Genomic DNA, 25,246 nt, shown 5'->3' on the forward strand with positions numbered 1-25,246 from the left:
TCGACTCGCCTTGAGCGACAGCTACGGACCGGGGCTGGTGGCCAGGTCGGATCCGTTGGCCAGGGCGGCGATCTGCGCGTCGCTCGCCACGCCCTCCATGACCCAGACGTCGTCGATCGCGCCGGGCCAGTACTCGCCCCAGGTGCTCGCACCGGTCTTGACACGTCCGAGCTGAAGACCCTTGGCGGCGTCGAACGAGGTCACGTTGGAGTTCCACGAGACCTTCTCGGTGCACGTCGGGTCGTTGGCCGTGCCGTCGTCATCGTCGTCCGCGCACAGCGTCTGCCGGGGCTCGCCGTCCACGTACAGACGCATCTGGTCGGTGAAGGCGTCGTAGACGACGGCGATGTGGTTCCAGGGCGTGTTGTTCTGGAAGTTGTTGTGCTCGGCGGACACGGTCGCGGCGGTGGTGGTGTCCGCGCCGGCCATGGCCAGTTGCCAGTGGCCGCTGATCGAGTCGGTCTCGCCCGCCGGAGGCGCGTCGGGCACATAGCGGACGACGAAACCGCTGTTGTTCGCGCCCGCCTGGCTCAACACGGTCACCGGCTCCTGCGGGCGGGCCGCGGTGGTCACCCAGGCGCCGACCGTGAAACTGGTGTTGGTGTGCACCGGGGAGACGGCCGTCGCCGCGTAGTCGCCGTTGCCGTCCAGCAGCAGGCCGCCGCCGGTCCCGACGTAGGTGCTGTTGCCCGAGGTGTCGACCGTGGCGTTCCCGCCGAGGGTCAGGGCGTGCCGGTCGGCCGCCAGCGGCATGTCGTCCGCGGACACCGCGGGGGTGCCGGAAGCGGAATCGAGCTTCCAGCGGCCCTTCACCAGGGGCCGGGCCTTGTACAGGTCGGCGATCTCGGGGGCGGACAGCGCCCTGTCGTAGAGCTGGACGTCGTCGATCTGGCCGGGGAAGAAGCTGACCGGCGTCCCGCTGCTGAAGCTGGCGCCGATCTGTACGGCGCCACCCGCGTAGAAGGGCGTGGACCACTTGGTGGTGGCCACCCACTTGCCCTGAACGTACAGCCGCAGGTCGTCGGTGACGGCGTCGTAGGAGCCCACGACCTGCGTCCACACGCCGCCCGGTGCCATGGCGGGATCACCCTGCGCGGCGCGCACCGGGGTGCCGTCGGCGGTGTCGGCGGAGTAGTTGTTGAACGTCCAGCCGTAGGTGGGCGAGTAGTACAGCTCGAAGCCCGGCCTGACCGTGCCCACCTGGGTGGCGATGACCGCCGCCTTGGTGGGCTTGGTCGTCGACAGCTTCGCCCAGGCGGCGACGGAGAAGCTGCGCTGGTTGTTCAGCATCGGGCCGCCGGTGGTGGCGTAGTCGTCGACACCGTCGAGGGTCAGAGCCTTGCCGTCCGCGCCCACGCCACCGGCGGTGACGCCGCCCTTGAACACGGCCGGCTTCACATCGCCGCGGCCGTGCACCTGGGTGGTCGCGCTGCCGTTGTCCTGGAGCGCCGGCTCGTCCAGCGGGAACGCCGCCAGGGCCGGGCGACCCGCACCGAGCGGCTGCTTGTCGTACAGCCTGCCGACCTCCGTGGCACTCAGCGGCTTGTCGAAGAGGCGCACGTCGTCGATGGCGCCGGGGAAGAAGGACCCCGGAACGCCGTCGTACGATCCCGCGCCGATCTGGAGACCGCGGCGGGCGTCCCACGGGGTGGAGTAGGCGGTGGTGCCGACGGCGACGCCGTTGACATAGAGGGTGAGTGCGTCGCCCGCGGTGGTGTACGTGCCCACGAGGTGCACCCACTCGTTGGCCTTGGCTCCCCCGGCTGCCGCCTGCATGACCCGGACGGGCGTCGCCGTCGCCGTGTCGGCGGAGTACTGGTTGAAGGCCCACCGGTCGTAGGTCTTGGAGTAGTAGAGCTCGAAGCCCGGTGCGTGGTTGCCCGGCTGGGCGGCGATGATCGCGGCACCGGACGGCATGCGCGACAGCTTCGCCCAGGCCGACACGGAGAATCCGGCCGAGGTGTCCACGGCCGGGATGTCCGACTGGAGGTAGTCGTCCGCCCCGTCGAAGGACGCGGCGGGGCCGACGGCGCCCTCCGCGCCCAGGGTCGGTCCGCCCTTGAGGTCGAGGGTGCGCGTGCCCGAGATTCCCTCCGCCTGTGTGGCTCCGGCGGGCTCGTCCAGCTTCCACTGGCCACGGGCGGGCTGCCCGGCCGAGACCCTGAACTGGTAGGTGCGGATCTCGCTGCCGTTGCCCGCCTTGTCGAAGGCCTGGGCGGTGACCCAGTTGAGCCCCGAACGGGTGGGCCGGAACTTCATGGTCTGCGCGCCGCCACCGGTGGTGATCAGCTCGTTCTCGGAGGTGGGGTCGGTGTTGATGCCGAACCAGTACTTGGTGACGTCGGTGTTGGGCACGTCGAAGGTGAAGTTGGCGTATTTGCCCACGCCGTCGTACCAGGGGTCATTGGGATCCGACGGGTCCGAGGCGGGGTAGTCGCCGGAGATGATCGTCGGGCCGGCCGGCACGGAGGTGTCGTAGACGAAGTAGCAGGAGGTCGCGTCGCCCGACGCGGACCAGGGCGAGTAGCTGTAGTACTTGCCGTCCTCGTAGTCCACGGCGCGTACGGACCACGCCACGGTCTTGCCCTTGGGGACGGAGGAGGGAAGGGTGACCGAGAAGTTGTTGGAGCCGGACTTCTTGGGCGTGCTCTTCGCCGAGGTCCAGCGCGCGATCATGCCCTTGCCGTCACCGGTGTCCCAGATGGCCTGGAACTGGACGCTCACCTGGTCGCCGTCGGGGTCGGTCACATTGCTCGCGACGACCTTCGGCAGCGAGCGGACGTACGCCTTCTTCTCCGGCTTCTTGCACGATCCGCCCGGGTCCATGGCCAGCTGCGACATCGAGATCTGCGAAGGCGGGCGGTTGTACTTCACCCGCAGGTACGCGTCGTCGGTGAAGCGCTTCCAGCCGTAGGGGTCGGTCTCGCTGCCGGCGCGCAGGCCGAAGGAGGTGTACGAGTCGTCGTGCGCGGCCGCGTACTTGACCCCTGCCGCCGCGTCGAACTCCACGGTTCCACCGGGGCAGGAGGAGCTGAAGCCCTTGGCGACGTCCCGGCTGTCCAGCTTGTCCAGCCAGTTGTCCTTCGAGCTGTTCCACGTGGTGGAGGAACCGAAGCTCTTGGTCCGCCACAACTCGACCGACCGGCCGTCGCACGAGGCCGACCAGGACTCGTTGGCCACGAACTGCGCGCTGAGGATCGTCTTGCCCGCGAACTTCGAGGTGGGGAACTTGTAGAACAGCCGCTTGGTGTCGTACGGCGCGCAGTAGGACCACTCGCAGTCGCCGACACCCGAGTCCGAGTCGCCGTTGAAGCGCCACTGCGGCGAGTCCGCCCAGTACTTGGAGACCATCGTCCACTCCCCCGCCTTGGGGGTGTAGGTCTGCGGGTCGATGTAGATCGGGAACCGGGCCTTGGGGTCGGACAGCAGCTTCGCGTCCGGGGTCAGGCGCAGCTCACCGGCCTCGGCGTCCACGTCCACGCCGATCGGGGCCACCTTCGCGGCGTCTCCGGGCCCCTCGTCCGCCGTCCCGGCGGGGGCCGGGTCCGGGGAGGCCGCGTCGGCCGCGGAGGCCGACTTCATCGCGGCCGCCGCCGGGGCGCCGGTGTTTCCGGAGTCCCACATGATCGGCCTGGCCGCCTGGAAGACCACGCCGCCCGCGCTCGCGTCGCGCGCCTCAAGGCCGCCGCCCGCGGACTCCTTCAGGGTCAGCCCCGAGGTGTCGAAGCCCAGCTTGAGCTCCGCCAGGGCCGGGTTCTTCGCGGCCTCCGCGGTGCGCACCACCAGCAGCTCCGAGAAGCCGTCGGTGTCGGAGCGCACCTGTAGGTCGACGTCGGGGAGCACGTCCCGGTAGGTCGCGGTGTCTCCGTCGAGCACCGGCGCCGGAAGCACCCGGGGCCATTCGAAGGCCAGCGTGCGCCCGGCCCGCTCCAGCTCCACCAGCGGGCCCTTGCCGCCGCCGGAGAACGTCAGTCCCACGGCCGCGGCCTTCGGGGTGAGCCGGTCGCCGTCCCCCCGGACCAGCGTGTTGTCGATCTTGGCCCACTGGCCGTCGACCCTCGCCCGCACCGGCCGCAGGTGCTGCACCGACTCCAGCTTTCCGTCCGGAGTGGCGTACACCTCCTCCGACTCGTTGCGCAGCGCGGTGATCTCCGTGTTCTCACCGGTCGAACGGGCCCGCGCGAGTGCCGCGCTCTGCGACCGCGCCGTCTTCCCGGCCGACGATGACGAGGCGGCCGACTTCGCCGGCGCCTTGCTCGCCGACTGCGAAAGCGCCGCGGCAGGGCTGGCGTCCAGCGACGGCACGGCCCCCATCACCACCGCCGCCACAGCGGTCAGCAGCACCGTTCTGCTTCGGATGCGTCTGCCCAACAGACACGCCCCCTCGTGTTCGAGCCCCCGGACCGGGGCTTACAAGATCTTTACGAATTCAAGATCAAATCCGGACACGGTCATTACCGTCAACAGACTTTCCGGCCAACGCCCCTTGATTTCCGCCTAGTTGGCTGGTTCTCGTCGGAGCATCGCAACCGCCGGCTCGGGGTGGCACCCCAGTGACGGCAACCAGGTCGGCGCGGCCGAGGTACACGTCTCCGGCCGGGCCGCCACCCTCTTCGCGCCCACCCTGGCCTGGACCATCCACGGCATGAGTTTCAGTCACATGCCTGAGCAGCGAAGGGTGTTGGGCCACCCCTTCGCCATCGTCCTGATGGCCGTTGTCCGCACGAGTCTTTACGTCATCCTCAAGCGGCGGGATTGGCTCTGAGTGATCGCCGCGTCGATGACCGGGGTCAGCGACCCGATTCAGTCAACTCGGCGCCACAGAAAGCTTGTTGGGGCTTCTGGTCGCCATCGTGCGAGCATCGCGCCCGAGTGACGGGAGGGTTCACGGGAGCGCTCGGTGACGCTTTCGTACCCGTCAGTAGTCGTGGATCAGTGGATCCGCCCTCAAATCTTGAGCACAAATTCCACACATCCCCCTCTTCATCGCGGCCTCGATGGTCTAGATTGACCGTGCTTCAGCTGTTCGGACACGAGGCGACCAATAACGATCTATAGGTCCGGCGCCACGGGATGCGAGCATGAGCATCCTCGGCGCCAGACGTGGGGACGGTCGTTCCGGCGGCGACACGAGCAAGTCGACTGTCGTCGGGGGGAGTTGTTCATCTCGCTCTGGAACAGTCGGAGTGTCACAGTCGGGAGGCGGCGCCTCCCGGGGGGATGTACGGCGCGGCGCGGGAGGCGGGGGCCTCCCGGGGGAGGAACAGCGCGGCGCGGCCAGGGGGGCTGGGGTGCCTCCCGTTGCGAGGAACAGTGTTAGGCGAACACGTCGAACCACTGGAACCTGGGGGGTTCTGTGCGGCAAGGGGGACTAGTACGTCCGCTTCCGTCTGCGCGCGAGCGTCTGGCGGACGGGGCGATCAACCAGCCTGCGACCGACTGGGAGCAGCGGTATCGCCGTACCGTGATCACGAGCGACATGGTGGCCACCGCCGTCGTGGTGGCGTCGATAGGAAACTTCTTCGGGGCCCGGGACGCGGCCAACTGGCATGAGAAATGGGGCATTCTCGCGTTCGGTACCGAGCTGCTGGTGCTGGGGGCACTCGCGGTGAGCCGGTCATGGGCTCCGGCCGTGCTCGGCCAGGGGGCCGAGGAGTTCCGCCGGCTGGGACGCTCGCTGTTCGCGGCGACCGTCGTGCTGGCACTCGGCGGGATCGCCCTCACCTCACGCAACATCAAACTCTGGATCTTCGTCGCGATCCCAGCGATCGCCGTCGTCACCATGACCGTGCGGTATCTGCTGCGCCTGTGGCTGCACAAGCAGCGCAAGCAGGGCAGATGCCTGCGGCCGGTGCTCGCCGCCGGAAGCCTGGCCACCGTGCGTGACCTGGTCACCAGGACCCGCAAGTTCCCGCATCTGGGCTGGCGGGTGGAGGCGGTGTGCACGACGGACGGCCACGGGTTCGACGGTGACCAGCTGGACGGAGTGCCGGTCGTCGGCCGGCTGGCGGACGTCGCGGGTCATGTCCACCGCGACGGCTACCGTGTCGTCGCGGTCACACCGGACCCGCACTGGTCGCCGGACAAGCTCCAGCGGCTCGCCTGGAACCTGGAGGGCAGCGACGCCGAGATGGTCGTGGCCCCGGTGCTGATGGAGGTGGCCGGCCCTCGGCTGCACGTCGACGCGGTGCTCGGGATCCCGCTGCTGCGGGTCAGCATGCCGGCGTTCACCGGTGGCCGCCGTGCGGTCAAGGTGGTCGTCGACCGGCTGGGCGCGGCGGTCCTGCTCCTTCTGTTCGCGCCGTTGATGGTGGTCGTCGGGCTGCTCGTGCTGCTGGACAGCCGGGGCGGGGCGTTCTACCGGCAGCGCAGGGTCGGCAAGAACGGCCGCGAGTTCACGATCCTCAAGTTCCGCACCATGGTCTCCGGGGCGCACAAGGCGCGTGCGGAGCTGGCCGGACTCGACGAGGGCGCCGGCCTGTTGTTCAAGGTCCGCCAAGATCCGCGGGTGACCCGGGTGGGAGCGGTGCTGCGCCGGTACTCGATCGACGAACTCCCGCAGCTCTTCAATGTGTTGACGGGATCGATGTCGCTCGTCGGTCCGCGGCCTCCGTTACCGGAGGAGTCAGCCGCTTACGGCCCGGACATCCGGCGCCGGCTGCTGGTCAAGCCGGGACTCACCGGTCTGTGGCAGATCAGCGGACGCAGCGACCTGTCGTGGGAGGAGGCCATCCGGCTGGATCTGCGGTACGTGGAGGACTGGTCGCTCGCCCTGGACACGGTGATTCTGTGGAAGACGCTGCGTGCGGTGCTCTATGGGCAGGGGGCCTACTGATGCGCCGAGGGCGTCATGGGGCAGGGGCGCGGACGGCAGGCCGCAAGGGTCTGCCCTGGGGGAGGAACGGGTCATGAAGGTCAGCGTTTTCGGGCTCGGCTACGTGGGCTGTGTATCGGCCGCGTGCCTGGCCGGCATGGGTCACGAGGTCATCGGGGTGGACGTCAACCAGGTCAAGGTCGACCTGGTCAACGACGGCAAGGCCCCGGTGGTCGAGGAGGGGATCGGCGAGCTCGTCGCCGGCGTCGTGGGGAGCGGCGCCTTACGCGCCACCACCGACGTCCACGAGGCGATCATGGGCAGCGAGGTGTCGCTGATCTGCGTGGGCACGCCCTCGGAGCCCAACGGCAGCCTGTGCACCACCTACTTGGAGCGGGTCACCGAGGAGATCGGGGCCGCCCTGGCCGAGCGCGGCGGCCGGCACACCGTCGTGTTCCGCAGCACCATGCTCCCGGGCACCTGTCTGAACCTGCTGGTGCCGATCCTGGAGAAGTACGTCGGCGGCACCGCCGGCGTGGACGTCGGGGTCGCGGTCAACCCGGAGTTCCTGCGCGAGGGCACCAGCGTGCGGGACTTCTTCGACCCGCCCAAGACCGTCATCGGCGAACTCGACGCGGCGAGCGGCGATGTGGTGGCGGCGCTGTACGGGGACCTCCCCGGCGAGGTGTTCCGGGTGCCGGTCCCGGTGGCCGAGGCGATCAAGTACGCGGACAACGCGTTCCACGGACTCAAGATCGGCTTCGCGAACGAGCTGGGCGCGGTGTGCCAGGCGCTCGGGGTGGACTCGCACCAGGTGATCGACGTGTTCCTGGCCGACCGCAAGCTGAACATCAGCCCCGCCTATCTGCGCCCCGGTTTCGCCTTCGGCGGCTCCTGCCTTCCCAAGGACCTGCGCAGCCTGGTCCACGCGGCACAGCGGGCGGACGTGTCGGTACCCATCCTTTCCCATGTGCTGCCCTCCAACTCCGACCACCTGCAAAGGGCGGTGGAGCTGGTCGAACGCACCGGCAAGCGCAAGGTGGGCCTGTTCGGACTCTCCTTCAAGCCCGGCACCGACGACCTCCGTGAGAGCCCGCTCGTCGAGCTGGCCGAGAGGCTCTTCGGCAAGGGCTACGACCTCCGGATCCACGACGCCAACGTCAGCCTCTCCCGGCTGCTCGGCGCGAACCGCGAGTACATCGAGAACCGGCTGCCGCACCTCGCCCAGCTGCTCGCCGACTCCGTCGACGAGGTGCTGGAGCACGCCGAGGTGTGTCTGGTCGGGACCAAGGATCCGGCGGTCCTGTCGGCGCTGCCCCACGGTGACGGCCCGTTGATCGTCGATCTTGTCCGCCTTCCCGACGCCGAAACGCGCCGGACCGAACCGGGATACATGGGCCTTGCCTGGTAAATCGACCAGCGGTGACCGGACCGACCGGCGCGCGCTGATCCTTGTGGAAAACCTGTCGGTCCCCTTCGACCGACGGGTGTGGCAGGAATGCACGACCCTGCGCGACGCGGGCTGGACCGTGCACGTCATCTGTCCCCAGGGCACGAAGCGGGACACGGAGCCGGAGGCCGAGATCGACGGGGTGCGGATCCACCGCTACCCATTGCGCGCGGCCACCGGAGGACCGGCCGGCTATCTGCGGGAGTACGGATCGGCGCTGTGGCACACGCTCCGGCTGGCCCGCAAGGTCGGCCGGGTCGACGTGGTCCACGCCTGCAACCCGCCCGATCTGCTGTTCCTGCCCGCGCTGTGGCTGAAGCGACGCGGAGCGCGATTCGTCTTCGACCAGCACGACCTGGTGCCCGAGCTGTACCTCTCCCGGTTCGACCGCGGCGAGGACCTGCTCTACCGCGGTGTGTGCGCGCTGGAACGGATGACCTACCGGGCCGCGGACGTCGTCCTGGCCACGAACGAGAGCTACAAGGACACCGCGGTGCGCCGCGGCGGCCGGCGGCCCGAGGACGTCTTCGTGGTGCGCAGCGCCCCCGACATCGACCGGTTCCATCCCGTACCGCCGGAACCGGAGTTGAAGCGCGGCAAGCCCCATCTGCTGTGCTACCTCGGCGTCATGGGCCCGCAGGACGGTGTCGACTACGCCTTGCGGGCCCTCGCGAAGCTGCGCGACGAGGTCGAACGGAGCGACTGGCACGCGGTGTTCGTCGGCGGTGGCGACACCTTCGACGCGATGGTGGAGCTGTCCCGGGAGCTCGGGCTCTCGGAGCAGGTCCAGTTCACCGGGCGGATCCCGGACGCGGATCTGGTGCGCTATCTGTCCACCGCGGACGTGTGCCTCTCCCCCGACCCGCACAACCCGCTCAACGACGTCTCGACCATGAACAAGGTCCTGGAGTACATGGTGATGGGCCGGCCGCTCGTCTCGTTCGAGCTCCGGGAGGCACGCGTCTCCGCCGGGGACGCCGCCCTCTACGCGCCCGCCAACGACGAGACCGAGTTCGCGCGGCTCATCGCGCAGCTGCTGGACGATCCCGAGAAGCGGGAACTGATGGGCAAGATCGGCCAGGAGCGGATCAGCGGCCCGCTCTCCTGGCGGAACTCGCAGGCGGCGCTGCTCGCCGCCTATGCCGCGGCCTGCGGTGACGACGCCCCGGCGTCGGCCACCGGCCAGGACCGTGCACCGGGCGGAGGCCGCACCGTTGAACGATGACACGATACGCCTGGTCACCATCGGGCGGATTATCCGTCGGCGCTGGCGGCTTCTCGCCGTCCTCACCCTGGTGGGCGCGCTCGCCGGATACGGCGTCTCCCTGCTGTTTCCCGCGCAGTACACGACGTCCGCGTCGGTGCTGCTGCCGGGGGCGTGGGAGGAGCGTGAGCTGCTGACCCAGGAGGAGATCGCGACCAGTTCGGTCGTGGTCGACCAGGCGGCCGACACGCTCCACTGGGCCGGTGTCAGCAAGCGCGCGCTGCGCAAGCAGGTGAGCGCCAAGGCCTCCGACGGGAACATCATCCAGATCTCGGGCACGGCCGACACCCCGGAGCGCGCGCAGCAGCTCTCCGACCAGGTCGCCCAGCAGTTCGTCACGTTCGCCGCGCGCGTGGTGGACGCCAACGCCGATCCCGAGTCCGCGGCGCAGCGCGAGGCGCTTCAGCAGACGGTGACGCAGACCAGCCGCCGCATCTCGCAGCTGGCCGACGCCGCCGATCCGGGAAAGACCGTGGAGGGCGTGCAGGCGCGCACGGAGCTGGAGAAGCTGCGGACCACGCTCCAGGAGGCCATCACCAAGCTGAACCAGTCCGACCCGGCCGCGGGCAAGGCCAACATGGTCGTCATGGGTCCGGCGGCCCTGCCGACCGGCGAGACACCGCCGACGCGGACCCAGCTGATCGCCGCCGGGGCCCTGCTGTTCCTGCTGCTCGGGGTCGTCGGCCATCTGACCGCGGCCCGGATGAGCCGCCGGCTGCGTACCCAGCCGGAGATCGCCGCGGCTCTGGGTTCGGCGCTGCTGGGCACCGTCGACGTGGCCGGTGAACGGCCCCTGCGCCGGCCGGAAGGACGTGGCCCGCGGGCCGGTGTCCGCCGGCTGCTCGGCACCGACGTCCGCTGGGACATCCCGGCACCGCAGGCGTACGGCGACGAGGCCGGACGGCAGATCCGCTACCGGCGGGTGTGCGCCCGTCTGCGGGACCGGCTGCCCGCCCCGCGGCGGCTGCTGGTCCTCGTCCCGGACGGCGACGAGATCGCCCGCCTCGCCGCGGGAGAACTCGTCATGGCGGCGGGGAGCGATCCCCTGCTGCGGATGGTGGGGGTCTCGCCGGCCGGCCCGATGGTCCCGGACCGCGGCGAGGAGTCCGGTGCCGTGGTCGTGCTGAGCACGGGCAGCTGGACCGCGGCGGAGCTCTCCGGCATCGCCGAGGCGTGTGCGGACGCCAAGCACGAGATCGTCGGCATCGTCCTGGCCGGCATGGCCCGGGCCCTTCCGGCGCGGTCCGCCGGCCGCCCCCGGGACGCCGTCGCACCGGTGCTCGCGGTCGGACACGACGCGAAGGGAAGTTCAGGGTGACCACGAGTACGACGTCGGAGTCGTCGGCGGCCGTCCCGCTGGTCGACCTCCAGGCACTGGTGTCGGCGGTGCGCAGGCGGCGCCGCTTCTGGTGCTCCGCCGGCCTGCTGGGGCTCCTCGCGGGCACCGCGGTGGCCGTCCTGATGCCGGCCCCGCCGACCGCGGTGGCCAAGGTGCTGGTCGCGCATCAGGAGGACCAGCCGAACGACCCCGGGACGCTGATCCGCACCGACGTGGCGCTGCTTCAGACCACGCGGATCGCCGACCAGGCCCTCAAGTCCCTCCACTCTCCGGTGAAGCCGGAGGATTTCATGAAGGACTACTCGGGCATCGGCCTGACCAACAACCTGCTTCAGATCACGGTGACGGGTGACAGCGACGCGCAGGCGCGGGCCCGCGCCAAGGCGCTGGCCGACGCGTTCGTCGCGGACCATGTGAAGCGGATCAAGGACGCCGCGAACGCCGAGGCCAAGGCCCTGCTCGACCAGCGTGACCGTATGCAGAGCGAACTCGCCCAGGTCAACAAGGCGATCGGGGACGGGTCGCCGCAGACCGGGCCGAACGCGTCGGCGGACCTGGAGTCGCTGTTCGCCCGCCGGGCCGAACTCACCTCGCGGATCACCGACTTCAGCCAGCGTGCCGCGGACGCGCGCATCGGCACGCCCCAGCTCGTCTCCGGCACACAGATCGTGGACACCCCGAGCGCGGTGGACGACTCCCTGCCCAAGGCGGCCGCCACCAACGCGGCGGTCGGGCTCGTCCTCGGCCTCTTCCTCGGCCTCGCGGTGGCCGCGGTCGGCTCGGTGGTCGCGGACCGCCCCGTGCTGCGCCGGGACATCGCGGCGAACCTCGGCGCCTCGGTCATCACGGAGCTGCCCCGGCGCAGGGGCAGGCTGTGGCGGCGCCGGCGGATCCGGGCGGCACGCGAACGGCTCACCACGTCCCTGGCCCGTACCGCGCGCGGCTCCGCGGAACCGGTGTCGCTGCTCGAACTGGGCTGTGCGCGCAGCACGAGCGTGATCGCCCTGGACCTCGCCAGAGCGCTGGCGGCGGACGGGCCGGTGGCCGTCGTCGACGGTCTGCCGGGATCGCAGCTCGCCAAGTTCCGGCCCGGACCGGGAGACCCGGCCGTGGTCAGCGGTGAGCGTGCCGCGTCCCTGCCGCACCAGGAGCGCCGGATCGGTGTCGGTTCGGTGGCACCGGGCACGGCGTGGACCGACCTCCAGTACCTCGGCACCCGGACCGTGCTCGTGGTGCGGGCCGGGCACGGCAGTGCCGCCTGGCTGCACACCGTGGCACGCCAGCTCGCCGACCAGCGCATCGCCGTGATCGGTGTCGTGCTGATCGACCCCGATCCGCGTGACCGGACCGACGGCACGCTGTGGGACGGGCTGAACACCGCGCTGCGCGGCCAGAACGAACGTCCCGCCCGGCAGGGCGGTGGGGGTACCTCCCACGCCGTCCAGGCAGTGGGGGACGACCGGCCGCGGACGGAGCGGCTGTCGATGTGGGCGGCGCGGGTCCCGGACAGCGACCAGGAGGCACGGTAGGACATGTGTGGCATCGCGGGTACTTACCGATGGCCCGACGGGAAGGCCGTGGCCGACCGGCTCACCGAGACCCTCGCCCACCGCGGTCCGGACGGGGCGGGCCGCTACAGCCACTCCGTCGGTGACGGCGAGGTGCACCTGGGGCACCGCCGGCTGGCCATCATCGACCTGTCCGAGACCGGCGCCCAGCCGATGGTCTCGGACGGCCTCGTGCTGACGTACAACGGCGAGTTGTACAACGCGCCCGAGCTGCGGGCCGAACTGGAGTCCTCGGGCGTGCGTTTTCGCGGCACCTCCGACACCGAGGTGCTGCTGGAGGCCTGGCGGCGCTGGGGCACGGACTGTCTGCCCCGGCTGCGCGGTATGTTCGCGTTCGGGATCTTCGACGAGCGCACCGGTGAACTGGTGCTCGCCCGGGACCAGTTGGGCATCAAGCCGCTGTTCCTGCTGCGGCGCGGCCAGGGTCTGGTGTTCGCCTCCGAGCTGAAGTCGCTGGCCGCCGTGACCGGCGGGACGCTGGAGGTGGACCACGCGGCACTGGTGGCCTCGCTGCTCTACTACTGGGTGCCGGACTCACGGTGCGCGTTCCGCGAGGCGGAGAAGCTGCCGCCGGGGAGCTGGCTCAGGTTCCGCCCCGACGGCCGGGTGGACAGCGGCCGGTACTGGAACCTCAAGGACGTCGCCGCCGAGGGACGGGAGCGGGCCCTCAGCGGCGACCTGCCGGACATCGCCGCCGTCGTCGAGGAGTCGACCCGGCGTCATCTGCTGTCCGACGTACCCGTGGCGACGTTCCTCTCGGGCGGTCTCGACTCCAGCTATCTGACCGCGCTCGCGGCACGCGACCGGCCCGGGATCTCCGCCTACACGATCGGATTCCGTGCCGAGGACGCCAAGTTCGAGGCGATGCCCGACGACCTGCGCTACGCCCGGCAGGTCGCCGAGCAGTTCGGCGTCGACCTGCACGAGATCGAGATCGCCCCGGACGTGCTCGACCTGCTGCCGCGGATGACGCACCACCTGGACGAGCCGATCGGCGACCCCGCCGCGATCAACACGTTCCTGATCTGCTCGGCCGCCCGGGAGGCCGGGGTCAAGGTGATGCTCTCGGGGATGGGCGCGGACGAGCTGTTCGCCGGCTACCGCAAGCACCTGGCCAATGTGCTCGCGCTGCGCTACCAGCGCGTCCCCCGGCCCCTGCGGCGCGGTGTGTCCGCGGCCGTGGACCGGCTGCCGGTCGCCTCGGCGCGCCGCGGGTACCGGTCGGTGCGGTTCGCGAAGCGGTTCCTGTCCTTCGCCGACCTGCCGGAGGAGACCGCGTTCCGGCGCAGCTACACCATGTACGACCGGGAGGAACTGCTCGCCCTGATCGATCCGGACCTGGCCGGGACCGTCGAGGACGTGCTGACCGAGCACGCGGACGTCTACGAGGACAACGACCTCGACGACTTCGTCAACCGCATGTGCCTGGGCGATGCCCGGATGTTCCTGCCGGGCCTGAACCTCGCGTACACGGACCGGTCGAGCATGGCCGCGTCGACCGAGGTGCGGGTGCCGTACGTGGACGTGGAGGTGGTCAGGGCGGCGTTCGCCGTACCCGGTGACCGCAAGATCGTCGGCCGGCAGGGCAAGGCCGTCCTCAAGGAGGCGGCCACCTCGATCCTGCCCCGCGAGATCGTCTACCGGCCCAAGGGCCTGTTCAGCGCACCGCTGCGGGCCTGGATGAGCCGGGACCTCGCCCCGCTGGTGCGCGAGGTGGTGAACGACGGCGAGCTCGTCCGTTCGGGGCTCCTGCGCCGCGACGCGCTGGCGCGCATGGTCGCCGAGGACGCGGCCGGGCAGCGGGACTTCTCCAAGCATCTGTGGCACGTGCTGACCCTCGAGTACTGGTATCGCGGCGCGACCACCGGTGCCGGCCAGCACTCTCCCGTGACGGCGTAGAGACAGTAGAGACAAGAGGACTTCGGTGAAACAGGTCGTACAGAACTACAAGAGCGGCGAGTTGGCGCTGCTCGACGTGCCGGTGCCCGGGTGCAAGCCCGACGGGGTGCTGGTACGGACCGCGTACTCGCTGATCTCCACCGGCACCGAGCTCATGAAGGTGTCCGAGGCCGGCATGTCGATGCTGGGCAAGGCGCGCTCCCGGCCGGACCAGGTGGCCAAGGTCGTGCAGAGCGTGGCCACCAACGGGGTGCCCGCCACGTACCGCAAGGTGATGGGCAAGCTCGACTCCTACACGCCGCTGGGCTATTCGCTGTGCGGGGTGGTCGAGCAGGTCGGCGCGGGGATCGACGACGTGAAGGTCGGCGACCTCGTGGCCTGCGCCGGCAACGAGCACGCGCTGCACGCCGAACTGAACTGGGTGCCGAAGAACCTCTACGCCCCGGTGCCCGACGGCCTCGCGCCGCGGCACGCGGCCTTCGGCACGGTCGGGTCGATCGCGATGCAGGGGGTACGCCAGGGCGAGTCACGGCTCGGCGAGGTGGCGCTGGTCATCGGCCTCGGGCTGATCGGGCAGCTGGTGGTGCAGCTGCTGACCGCCTCGGGGGTCCGGGTCGTCGGTGTCGACCCCGACCCGGCGCGCTGCGAGCTCGCCGAGAGCCTGGGCGCGGCGGCCTGCGGCGACCCCTCCTCCGCGGCCGTGGAGAACTCCGTCGCCGAACTCACCGGCGGCCACGGCGTGGACCAGGTGTACCTGGCGGCGGGCGGCGGCAGCAATCAGCCCGTCGAGCTGGCCGCGCGGCTGTGCCGGGACCGGGGCCGGGTCGTGGACATCGGCAAGTGCCGCCTCGACCTGCCGTGGAACGCGTACTACGAGAAGGAGCTCGACGTCCGGTTCTCCCGCAGCTACGGCCCCGGGCGCTACGACCCGGCGTACGAGCTGGAGGGGCGGGACTACCCGATCGGCTATGTGCGCTGGACCGAGCGCCGCAACCTGGCGTGCTTCCTCGATCTCGTCGCCCGCGGCAGCGTCGACGTGGAGCCGCTGGTGTCCCACGTCGCCGACTTCGACGACGCCGTCGATACGTACCAGAACCTGAAGGACGGCAGTCTGAAGGCCGTGGCCGTGCTGTTCCGCTACCCCGGGCACACGGCCGAGGCGAAGGCCCCCGAGGTGGCCGTGCCCGCGGTGCGGCGCGGGGGCGCCGAGGTGTCCGCCCCGGCCCGGGGCGCCAAGACGCCGGTGCGGCTGGCGTTCATCGGCGCGGGGAACTACGCGACGTCGATGCTGCTGCCGCACCTGGCCCAGCGGGACGGCATCGAGCTGTCCACCGTCGTCACCACCACGGCGCTGTCCGCGGCCAACGCGCAGCGGAAGTTCGGCTTCGCCGAGGCGACCACCGATCTCGACGCGGTGCTCGGCGACAAGTCCGTCGACGCGGTGTTCGTGGTCACCCGGCACAGCTCGCACGCCGAACTGACGCGCCAGGCGCTGCTGGCGGGCAAGACGGTGTTCGTGGAGAAGCCGCTGGCGCTGACCGAGGACGAACTGGCGGGCGTGCTGGCCGCGGTGGAGGAGTCCGGCAACGACCGGCTCCAGGTGGGCTTCAACCGCCGCTTCTCGCCGCTGCTCCAGGAGGCCAGGAAGCGGTTCGGCGCCAGGACCGGCCCGGCGAGCCTGCGCTACCTCGTCAACGCGGGGCAGCTGACCCAGGGCAGCTGGTACCTCCAGCAGGGCACCGAGGGCTCGCGGTTCGCGGGCGAGGGCGGGCACTTCGTCGACACGGCGAGCTGGCTGCTGGGCGCCGATCCGGTCTCGGTGTACGCGGTCGCCCCGTCCGGCAACGAGGACCTCCAGATCGTCCTGAGCTACCCCGACGGCTCGACCGCCTCCATCAGCTATGTCACCACCGGCGCGCCCGGCTTCCCCAAGGAGACGCTGGACCTGGTCGCGGACGGCAAGGTGCTGCGGCTCGACGACTTCGTCCGTGCCTCGGTCTACGGCCGTAAGCGGTGGGTCAGTTCGCGGCTGCCCAAGGCCCGCGACAAGGGCCAGTCCGCCGAACTGGCCGCGTTCGTCAAGGCCGTGCGGACCGGCGGTCCGATGCCGGTGCCGCTGGAGTCGCTGGTCGCCACGACGGCGGCCACCCTCGCCGTGCAGGCCGGCCTGGCGGCCGGTGCGCCGGTGACGCTGGCGGGGCCCCGATGACGATGAGCGCGGGCTGGTACCTGCGGCGGCTGTCCCGGATGGGGCCGCGGGAGGTCGGCGGCCGGGTGGGCGACACCGTGCGCAGACGGCGGTGGCGCACGGCGCTGCCCGTCGCCCCGGAGGTGACCGGCGCCCGGTTCACCGCGTTACTGCCCTCCGGGACGGTCGCCGCGGTGCCGCCGGACGCCGCGAAGCGTCTGGTCGCCGCCGCGGACCGGCTGATGGACGGGCACGGCGAGTTCTTCGGCGTGGACCGCGACGATCTGGCCGACCCCGACTGGTGCCACGACCCGAAGACCGGGCGCCGGGCGCCGCTGGTCTACGCCTTCGACGTGCCCTACCGCGACGAGGAGGCGGTCGGGGACATCAAGCAGATCTGGGAGCCCTCCCGGCACCAGTACCTCACCGTGCTCGCCGCCGCCTACGCGGTCACCGGCGACGAGCGGTACGCCGAGCGGGTGGCCGCGCATCTGCGGTCGTGGTGGGCGGCCAACGCGCCGCTGCGCGGCGTGCACTGGACCAGCGGCATCGAGCTGGGCATCCGGCTCGTGTCCTGGGTGTGGGTCCGCCGGCTGCTCGACGGCTGGACGGGGGCGCCCGCCCTGTTCGAGGACAACCCGGTGGCGCGCGAGCAGATCTGGCACCACCAGAGCTGGCTGGCCGCCTTCCCCAGCCGTGGCTCATCGGCGAACAACCACGTCGTCGCCGAGGCCGCCGGTCAGCTGGCCGCGGCCTGCGCGTTCGGCTGGTTCCCCTCCTCGGGGCGCTGGCGGGCCGAGGCGATGCGAACGCTCGACCGGCAGCTGCGCGGCAACACGTTCGGCTCCGGGCTCAACCGCGAGCTCGCCACCGAGTACCACGGGCTGGTGCTGGAGCTCGGCCTGGCCGCGGTGGCCGAGGCGGACGCCGCGGGCGTGCCTGTCCCGGCGACGGTCCGGCTGGTGCTGCTGCGGATGACCGACGCGCTCGCGGCGGTGGTGGACAACCGGCTGCGGCCCCCGCGCCAGGGGGACGCGGACGACGGGCACGGTCTGGTCGTGGACGGCGCGGGCACCGACCGCTGGGGCTCGCTGCTGGCCACCGGGGACGCCGTGTTCGGCGGCCTGGACTGGTGGCCTGCGGTGACCGGCACCGATGTGCGCACCACTCTGCTGGCCGCGCTCGTCCGCCCGTACGGGAAGCAGGGGACCACACCCTCCGTGTCCCGTCCCCAGAGCAGGCCGGACCATTTCCCGGACGCCGGTATGACCGTCCTGCGTGGTCCGAAGGAGATCTGGGCCCGCTGCGACGGCGGTCCGCACGGATTCCTGTCCATCGCGGCGCACGCCCACGCGGACGCGCTGTCGGTGGAGGTCCGGCACGACGGGGTCGACGTGCTCGCCGACCCTGGGACGTTCTGCTACCACGGGCAGCCCGAGTGGCGGCGGTACTTCCGCTCCACCCTCGGCCACAACACCCTGGAGCTGGACGGCGCCGATCAGTCCGTCTCCGGCGGCCCGTTCCTGTGGACCCGGCACGCCCGCACCCGCGTCCTGGTCGCGGACACCTCAGGCGAGGTGACCCGCTGGTGCGCCGAGCACGACGGCTACCAGGACTCCACCCACCGCCGCCGGGTGGAACTGGCCTCCGCGAGCCGGGAGTTGACGGTGACGGACGAGGTCCTCGGCCCGCGCCGGAAGGTGCGCCTCGCGTTCCACCTCGGCCCGCTGATCACGGCCGAACTGGAGGGGAACAAGGCCCGGCTCAGCTGGACCCGGGACGGCGAGGAGCGCTCCGCGGAACTCGACCTGCCCGGGCGGCTGGAGTGGCGGGCTCACCGCGGCGAGAGCGAGCCGCCGCTGGGCTGGTATTCCGCCGGCTTCGGACGCAAGGAACCCGCCACCACGCTGGTCGGCACCGGTGTCACCGACGGCACGCAGGGGTTCACCACCGTACTCAGGTTCCACGGCTAGGGAGGAAGGACGCGTGGGGATCAAGTGGCGGCACTGGGCGCTGCCTGCCGCACTGCTGGCGCTGGCCCTGCCGGCGGCGACCGGCTGCGACAGCTCGCAGGACGCCCGGCTGAAGCCGACCGCCGTGCCGTCCGCGTCCTTGGCGCGAGTGTGCGCCAAGCCCGCGCGCGGGCCGGCGAAGGCGCCGGCGGGCGCGGTGACCGTCGACCCCGCGGTGGCCGGTGACCTCGCCGCGAAGACCAGGAGCCACCCGCCACACACCACGTTCTGGCTCCGGCCGGGCAAGCACCGGCTCGACCGGGACCGCTACGCCCAGGTCGTCCCCAAGAAGGGGGACGTCTACCTCGGCGCGCCCGGCGCGGTGCTCGACGGCGGGAAGACCAACCAGTACGCGTTCGCCGGCACCGCCCCGGACGTCAGCATCCGCTATCTGACCGTGCAGGGGTTCGTCCCCCCGCAGAACGAGGGCGTGGTCAACCACGACTCGGCCGACGGCTGGGTGATCGAGCACGCGACGGTCCAGGACAACTCCGGCGCCGGGCTGATGGCCGGTGCCCGCCAGCAGGTCCGCGCCAGCTGTCTGCGTGACAACGGCCAGTACGGGATGAACGCGTACAAGGGCAGCGGGCGTATCACCGGCCTGGTGCTGGAGGGCAACGAGATCACGGGCAACAACAAGGACGACTGGGAGCGGCGGCAGCCCGGCTGCGGCTGCACCGGAGGCGTCAAGTTCTGGGCCGTGGACGGCGCCGACGTACGGGGCAACTGGGTGCACGACAACCGCGGAACCGGCCTGTGGGCGGACACCAACAACAACGACTTCCTCATCGAGGACAACGTGCTCGAGGCCAACGACGGGGCCGCGCTGATCTATGAGACCAGCTACAACGCGGTCATCCGCGGGAACACGATCCGGCGGAACAACTGGGTCGAGGGCCGCAAGTACGCGGACCGCGGCGACAACTTCCCGTTCGCGACGATCTACCTGTCCGAGTCCGGCGGCGAACCCCGGATCCGGGCCCGTACGGACAGGATCGAGGTCGACCGGAACCTGCTGGAGGACAACTGGTCCGGCATCACCCTGTGGGAGAACGCGGACCGGTTCTGCAACAGCCCGGCCAACACCTCCTCCGGCGACTGCACGCTGCTGGTGAAGAACGCCAAGCGATGCGCCCGCCCGGCGATCGCCGCCGCACCGCTGTACGCGGACTGCCGGTGGAGGACCCAGCGGGTGGACATCCACAACAACCGGTTCGTGCTGGACAAGTCCGTCGTCGGCTGCACGGTGCGGTGCGACCGCATGGCCGTGCTGTCCAACTACGGCACCTACCCGGACTGGTCGCCGTACCAGGGCGAGCGGGTGGCCGAGGCGATCACGCTCAAGCAGCACAACCGCTGGCACGACAACACCTATGTCGGACCGTGGAGTTTCGTCGCCCACGACCCGAGCCGGGTGCTCGACCCGGTGCAGTGGCAGGCCGCGCCGTACCGGCAGGACGCGGGCAGCACCTTCCGCGCCCAGGACGGTGGTTGAGATGCCCACCGACCACACGCCGAAGATCGTCGCGACCGTCTGGGGACTGCTGATCCTCAACACGCTCGGCTCCGCCGGGGCGAAGACCATCGTCCCGCTCCCCCGCTCGCTCATCCAGATGGTCACCATGGGCGCGCTGGTCACGGCGTTCGCGCTGGCCCTGACGGTCAACGCCCGGCTGCGGATCCGGGCCGGCGCCTATCTGTTCCTGCTCACCCTGATGCTGGTGCTGAGCGTGATCTCCAGCGTGCATCTGGAGTCCGGGTTCGGGGCGCTGTTCCGCTGCTTCCGGCTGGCTCTCTTCGTCGGCACGCTGTGGCTGCTCAGCCGCTGGTGGGACGGCGGGACGACCTTCGTCCGGCACCACATCCGGATGTACCTGGCGGTGCTCGGTACGGTGGCCGCCGGGCTGATCGCCTCACCGGGGGCGGCCCTGCCCGATCTGTACGGCGGACGGCTGGTCGGCGCGCTGTGGCCGCTCACCCCGCCGCAGATCGGACAGTACGCGGCCGTGATCATCGGGCTGACCGTGCTGCTCCTGCTGGGCGGCCGCACCGACCGGACCAGCGCGGCCGTGGTCATCGTGCCCTCGCTCGTCCTGCTCGCGCTGACCCACACCCGTACGGCCACGCTCGGTCTGCTCGTCGGACTGGTGCTGGCGATCGGTTCGCTCATGCTGACCAGCGCCGCCGCGCGCCGGTTCTTCACCTGGGCGGTGGCGATCTCCGCGGTGGTCGCGGTGGGCTTCGCCTCCGCGCTCCAGACGTGGTTCCTGCGCGGACAGAGCCAGGAGAACTTCTCCAGCCTCACCGGCCGGGCCAAGGTCTGGCACGCCCTGCTGACAGCTCCCCGGAGCACCACCGAGTACCTGTTCGGCCACGGCCTGGGCGACAAGTCCTTCGACGGGCTCCCCATCGACAACAGCTGGCTGGCCGTCTACAACGAGCAGGGCGTGATCGGTGTCGGTCTGGTGGCCGCGTTCCTCGTCGTGCTCGGCGCGGTCGCGCTGCTGCGGCCGCCGTCGCTGTCGCGGGCCTGCGCGATCTTCCTGATCAGCTACTGCGCGATGGCCTCGTACACCGAGGCCGGGCTGGGCGACGCCTCGCCGTATCTGCTGCATCTGGCCGTGGCCGCCTCCCTGTTGGCGACCCCCGCGCGGGTCACTCCGCTGACGGTGCCCCGGATCCCGCGCCGGCGTGTCCCGCGCTGGGCCCAGCGATCGGAGGTGGTGTGAGCATGCGCGTCCTCGTGGTGCACAACCGCTACGCCTCGGCGCAGCCGAGCGGGGAGAACAAGGTCGTCGACCAGGAGGTGGCGCTGCTGCGCGACGGCGGCCACCAGGTCGAGCTGTTCGAGCGGCGCAGCGACGACATCGCCTCCCTGCCCCTGACGGGCAAGGCCGCGCTGCCGCTGCTGGTGCCGTGGAACCCGGGGGTGCGCAAGGAGCTCGCGGCCCGGCTGCGCGCCGAGCGGCCGGACGTGGTGCACGTCCACAACGTCTTCCCGCTCCTGTCGCCCGCGGTGCTGGCCGCCTGCGCCGACGCCGGGGTGCCCGCCGTGGCCACGCTGCACAACTACACCCAGATCTGCCCGCCGGGCACGCTCCAGCGGGACGGCCGGCCGTGCACCGACTGCGTCGGATCCTCGCCGCTGCCCGCCGTCCGGCACGGCTGCTACCGCGGCTCCCGGCTGGCGACGGTGCCGCTCGCGGTCAGTCTCTCGGTCAACCGGCGGCGGTGGTGGACCGGTGTGGAGCGCTTCTTCTGCATCTCCGCGGCCCAGCGTGACGTCCTGGCGGGGGCGGGCATGCCGGCCGAACGGCTGGCGGTGAAGCACAACTTCGTGCCCGAGCCGGGGGTCGTGCGGGCGGGCGCCGGCGAGCATGTGCTCTTTCTCGGCCGGCTCGCGGAGGCCAAGGGTGTACGGCTGCTGATGACGGCGTGGGACGAGATCGCCGCCGGCGGCGGAGTCGGCGTGCCGCTCGTGATCGCCGGCACGGGGCCGCTGGAGGCGGAGGTGACCGCCTGGGCGGCGGGGCGGGACGACGTGCGCTATGTCGGCCTGTACGACCAGGAGGAATGCCGGCGGGCCATCGCGCGGTCGGTCGCCGTGGTGGCTCCGTCCACCTGGCTGGAGGCGTTCGGTCTGGTGGTCGTGGAGGCGATGGCGGCGGGGGTCCCGGCGGTCGCCGCCGGTCACGGCGCCTTCGTCGAACTCGTCGAGGACGGGGTGACCGGGCTGCTGCACCGGCCGGGCGAGGCCGCCTCGCTCGCGTCCTGTCTGCGCCGGGTCACGGCGGAGCCGGACGGCAACCGGGAGATGGGACAGGCGGCCCGGCGACGTTACGAGAAGGACTTCAGTCCGGCCGTCGGGCTGGAGCGACTCCTGGAGGGGTACCGCACCGCGATCGCGGGGCGGTCCGGCGGCGGGGACGGCCCGCCGCCGGTAGGGGAAAGAACGGGCTCGTCGCGGGTACACCCGCGCGAGCGGAATGGGGGAAATTGATGTCACGTTGCCGACTCTGCGGCGCGGCGTCGCTCGCGAGCGTCGTCGATCTCGGGGCGACCCCGCCGTGCGAGAGCTTTCTCGCCGCGGACCAACTGGACCAGCCGGAGCCGGCGTACCCGCTGCACCTGCGGGTGTGCACCACCTGCTGGCTCGCGCAGATCCCGCCGCTGATCACACCGGAGGAGACGTTCAGCGAGTACGCGTACTTCTCCTCCTTCTCGACCTCCTGGGTGGAGCACGCGCGCACGTTCGTCGAGGGCGCGGTGGAGAAGGCCGGTCTCGGGGCCGACGCCTTCGTGGTCGAGGTGGCGAGCAACGACGGCTATCTGCTCAAGCACGTGGTGGACCGCGGGATCCGCTGCCTGGGCGTCGAGCCCTCGGTGAACGTCGGCGCGGCCGCACGGGACGCGGGCGTACCCACGCTGACGGCGTTCCTGAGCCCGGAGACCGGTGCCGCCGTCCGCGCCGAACACGGCCCGGCGGACCTGGTCGTGGCCAACAACGTGTACGCGCACATCCCCGACGTGGTCGGGTTCACCCAGGGGTTGCGCGCCCTGGTCGCCGACGACGGCTGGGTCTCCATCGAGGTGCAGCACCTGCTGACCCTGATCGAGGAGAACCAGTACGACACGATCTACCACGAGCACTTCCAGTACTACACGGTCGCCTCCGCGATCCGGGCGCTGGCGAGCGGTGGGCTGACGCTCGTGGACGTCGAGCTGCTGCCCACGCACGGCGGCTCCATCCGGCTGTGGGCGCGGCCCGCCGAGGTGGCCGGTGAGCCGTCCGCCAACGTGGCCGAGGTCCTCGACCGGGAGAAGGCCGCCGGGCTCCAGGACCTGTCCGGGTACACGGAGTTCTCCGCCCGGGTGGCCAAGGTGCGGCGGGACCTGCTGCGGTTCCTCATCGACGCGGCCGAGCGCGGCGAGAGCGTCGTCGGCTACGGCGCCCCGGGCAAGGGCAACACCCTGCTCAACCACTGCGGTATCCGGCCCGACCTGCTCGCGTACACGGTCGACCGCAACCCGTACAAGCACGGCCGGTTCACCCCGGGCACCCGCGTCCCGATCCTGGCGCCCGAGCAGATCGCCGTGGACAAGCCGGACTACGTCCTCGTCCTGCCGTGGAACCTGCGGGCCGAGCTGACCGAGCAGCTGTCCTTCGTCCACGAGTGGGGCGGCCGGCTCGTCTTCCCCATCCCGGAACTGAGCATTGTCGAGGTCAAGGCATGAAGGTCGTACTGTTCTGCGGCGGCTACGGGATGCGCATGCGCAGCGGGGCCTCCGACGACGTGCCCAAGCCGATGGCGATGGTCGGCCCGCGCCCGCTGATCTGGCATGTCATGCGCTACTACGCGCACTTCGGGCACACGGAGTTCATCCTGTGCCTCGGGTACGGGGCCCGCCACATCAAGGACTTCTTCCTCAACTACGAGGAGACGACGTCCAACGACTTCGTGCTGCGGGGCGGGCGCACCGAGCTGTTGTCCACCGACATCTCCTCCTGGACGATCACGTTCGTGCAGACCGGCATCGAGTCGCCGATCGGCGAGCGGCTGCGCCGGGTGCGTCCCTACCTGGACGGCGACGAGATGTTCCTCGCCAACTACGCCGACGTGCTCACCGACGCCCCGCTGCCGGAGATGATCGACAACTTCGCCCGGCGCGACGCCGGCGCGTCGATGATGGTGGTGCCGCCGCAGTCCTCGTTCCACTGTGTGGACCTGGGTGAGGACGGCCTGGTGGGGGGCATCACCGCGGTGAGCGACATGCCGCTGTGGGAGAACGGCGGTTACTTCGTGCTCCGCCAGGAGGTCTTCGACCACATCCCGGAGAACGGGGACCTGGTCGCCGACGGTTGCGCCCAACTGGCCAAGCGGGGACGGCTGGTGGCGCATCAGCACCGCGGTTTCTGGAAGCCGACCGACACGGTGAAGGAGCGGGCCGCGCTCGACGAGGCCTATGCCCGCGGTGAGCGCCCGTGGGCCGTGTGGGAGCACGGCGGTACCCGGGCGCTCGTGCCCGGAAGCCGGACCGGTGCCGGGGCGGGGACCGCGTGATCGGGCTCCGCGCCGGACGGCGTCCGGACCGGATCGTCGCGGTGGGCGCGCACTGCGACGACATAGCCATCGGCGCCGGCGGCACCCTGCTCGCGCTGTGCCTGGCGCGGCCGGGCATCCGCGTCGACGCGCTGGTGCTCTCGGGCGGCGGGAGCGATCGGGAGCAGGAGGAGCGGGCCGCGCTCGCCGCCTTCTGTCCGGGCGCCGACCTGCGGCTGACCGTGGACAAGCTGCCGGACGGCCGGCTGCCCGCGCACTGGGACGAGGCCAAGGCCGCGGTCGAGGAGCTGCGCGCGCGGACGGAGCCGGATCTCGTCCTCGCCCCGCGCACGAAGGACGCGCATCAGGACCACCGCGGCCTGGCCGAGCTCATGACCACGGCGTTCCGCGACCATCTCGTGCTCGGCTACGAGATCGTCAAGTGGGACGGCGATCTCGGCCGTCCGGTGGCCTACCAGCCGCTGTCGCCCGAGATCGCCGAACAGAAGGTGCGGCTGCTTCAGGAGCACTACCCCTCGCAGCGGCACCGGTCCTGGTACGACCGGGAGGCCTTCCTGGGGCTCGCCCGGATCCGCGGTATCGAATGCAACGCGCGCTACGCCGAGGCGTTCGCCGTCACCAAACTCACTCTCGACCTGGGGGAATGAACC

The 25,246-nt window shown here is 71.2% G+C and carries 14 protein-coding genes and 2 pseudogenes; 15 read left to right on the forward strand and 1 reads right to left on the reverse strand.

Going from position 1 to position 25,246, the window contains the following annotated elements; genetic code table 11:
• Nucleotides 1-21: 21 nt before the first annotated feature.
• Nucleotides 22-4,344 carry a LamG-like jellyroll fold domain-containing protein gene (locus ACZ4AA_RS13850; protein ID WP_467600568.1) on the reverse strand — a complete coding sequence of 1,441 codons (4,323 nt, stop codon included), beginning with the start codon at nt 4,342-4,344 and terminating at the stop codon, nt 22-24.
• A 244-nt stretch (nt 4,345-4,588) separates the two neighbouring features.
• Between ACZ4AA_RS13850 and ACZ4AA_RS13855 the strand changes: the two are divergent.
• From ACZ4AA_RS13855 to ACZ4AA_RS13925, 15 genes and pseudogenes are all read left to right on the forward strand, one after another.
• Nucleotides 4,589-4,765 (forward strand): annotated as a pseudogene (locus tag ACZ4AA_RS13855) (transporter); the annotation flags it as partial.
• A 591-nt stretch (nt 4,766-5,356) separates the two neighbouring features.
• Nucleotides 5,357-6,835, forward strand: a complete 1,479-nt coding sequence (locus tag ACZ4AA_RS13860) for a sugar transferase (RefSeq protein WP_467600571.1) — start codon at nt 5,357-5,359, stop codon at nt 6,833-6,835.
• Between the two features lie 73 nt (nt 6,836-6,908).
• Complete coding sequence (locus ACZ4AA_RS13865) at nt 6,909-8,225, forward strand: nucleotide sugar dehydrogenase (protein WP_467600574.1); 1,317 nt, start codon at nt 6,909-6,911, stop codon at nt 8,223-8,225.
• A pseudogene (locus ACZ4AA_RS13870) lies at nt 8,215-9,482 on the forward strand (glycosyltransferase family 4 protein). Before ACZ4AA_RS13865 ends, ACZ4AA_RS13870 begins: the two are co-directional and overlap by 11 nt.
• Nucleotides 9,479-10,846: a Wzz/FepE/Etk N-terminal domain-containing protein gene (locus tag ACZ4AA_RS13875; protein ID WP_467600577.1), complete on the forward strand. Its 1,368-nt coding sequence runs from the start codon at nt 9,479-9,481 to the stop codon at nt 10,844-10,846. The pseudogene ACZ4AA_RS13870 and the gene ACZ4AA_RS13875 overlap by 4 nt, the downstream one beginning before the upstream one ends.
• Nucleotides 10,843-12,396 carry a Wzz/FepE/Etk N-terminal domain-containing protein gene (locus tag ACZ4AA_RS13880; RefSeq protein WP_467600580.1) on the forward strand — a complete coding sequence of 518 codons (1,554 nt, stop codon included), beginning with the start codon at nt 10,843-10,845 and terminating at the stop codon, nt 12,394-12,396. Before ACZ4AA_RS13875 ends, ACZ4AA_RS13880 begins: the two co-directional genes overlap by 4 nt.
• Nucleotides 12,397-12,399: 3 nt before the next feature.
• On the forward strand, nt 12,400-14,334 hold the full coding sequence (asnB, locus tag ACZ4AA_RS13885; protein WP_467600583.1) for an asparagine synthase (glutamine-hydrolyzing): 1,935 nt from the start codon (nt 12,400-12,402) through the stop codon (nt 14,332-14,334).
• Nucleotides 14,335-14,359: 25 nt separating this feature from the next.
• Nucleotides 14,360-16,543 carry a bi-domain-containing oxidoreductase gene (locus ACZ4AA_RS13890; protein WP_467600586.1) on the forward strand — a complete coding sequence of 728 codons (2,184 nt, stop codon included), beginning with the start codon at nt 14,360-14,362 and terminating at the stop codon, nt 16,541-16,543.
• Nucleotides 16,540-18,495 carry a heparinase II/III family protein gene (locus ACZ4AA_RS13895; RefSeq protein WP_467600589.1) on the forward strand — a complete coding sequence of 652 codons (1,956 nt, stop codon included), beginning with the start codon at nt 16,540-16,542 and terminating at the stop codon, nt 18,493-18,495. The genes ACZ4AA_RS13890 and ACZ4AA_RS13895 overlap by 4 nt, the downstream gene beginning before the upstream one ends.
• A gap of 13 nt (nt 18,496-18,508) precedes the next feature.
• Nucleotides 18,509-20,029, forward strand: a complete 1,521-nt coding sequence (locus ACZ4AA_RS13900) for a right-handed parallel beta-helix repeat-containing protein (RefSeq protein ID WP_467600592.1) — start codon at nt 18,509-18,511, stop codon at nt 20,027-20,029.
• 1 nt (nt 20,030) lies between these two features.
• Nucleotides 20,031-21,263 carry an O-antigen ligase domain-containing protein gene (locus ACZ4AA_RS13905; RefSeq protein ID WP_467600595.1) on the forward strand — a complete coding sequence of 411 codons (1,233 nt, stop codon included), beginning with the start codon at nt 20,031-20,033 and terminating at the stop codon, nt 21,261-21,263.
• Nucleotides 21,264-21,265: 2 nt separating this feature from the next.
• Nucleotides 21,266-22,534, forward strand: coding sequence for a glycosyltransferase (locus tag ACZ4AA_RS13910; protein WP_467600598.1), 1,269 nt, complete (start codon nt 21,266-21,268; stop codon nt 22,532-22,534).
• The gene (locus ACZ4AA_RS13915) at nt 22,534-23,769 is read left to right on the forward strand and encodes a class I SAM-dependent methyltransferase (RefSeq protein ID WP_467600601.1); all 1,236 of its coding nucleotides are present in this window, start codon (nt 22,534-22,536) and stop codon (nt 23,767-23,769) included. The genes ACZ4AA_RS13910 and ACZ4AA_RS13915 overlap by 1 nt, the downstream gene beginning before the upstream one ends.
• A complete protein-coding gene (locus ACZ4AA_RS13920) occupies nt 23,766-24,596 on the forward strand; it encodes a glycosyltransferase family protein (RefSeq protein WP_467600604.1) in 831 nt (276 codons plus the stop codon). Before ACZ4AA_RS13915 ends, ACZ4AA_RS13920 begins: the two co-directional genes overlap by 4 nt.
• Entirely contained in the window at nt 24,593-25,243 is a 651-nt protein-coding gene (locus ACZ4AA_RS13925; protein ID WP_467600607.1) for a PIG-L deacetylase family protein, read from the forward strand. The genes ACZ4AA_RS13920 and ACZ4AA_RS13925 overlap by 4 nt, the downstream gene beginning before the upstream one ends.
• The last annotated feature ends 3 nt before the right edge of the window (nt 25,244-25,246 follow it).

The sequence above is a fragment of the Streptomyces sp. NPDC024698 genome, assembly GCF_055559015.1.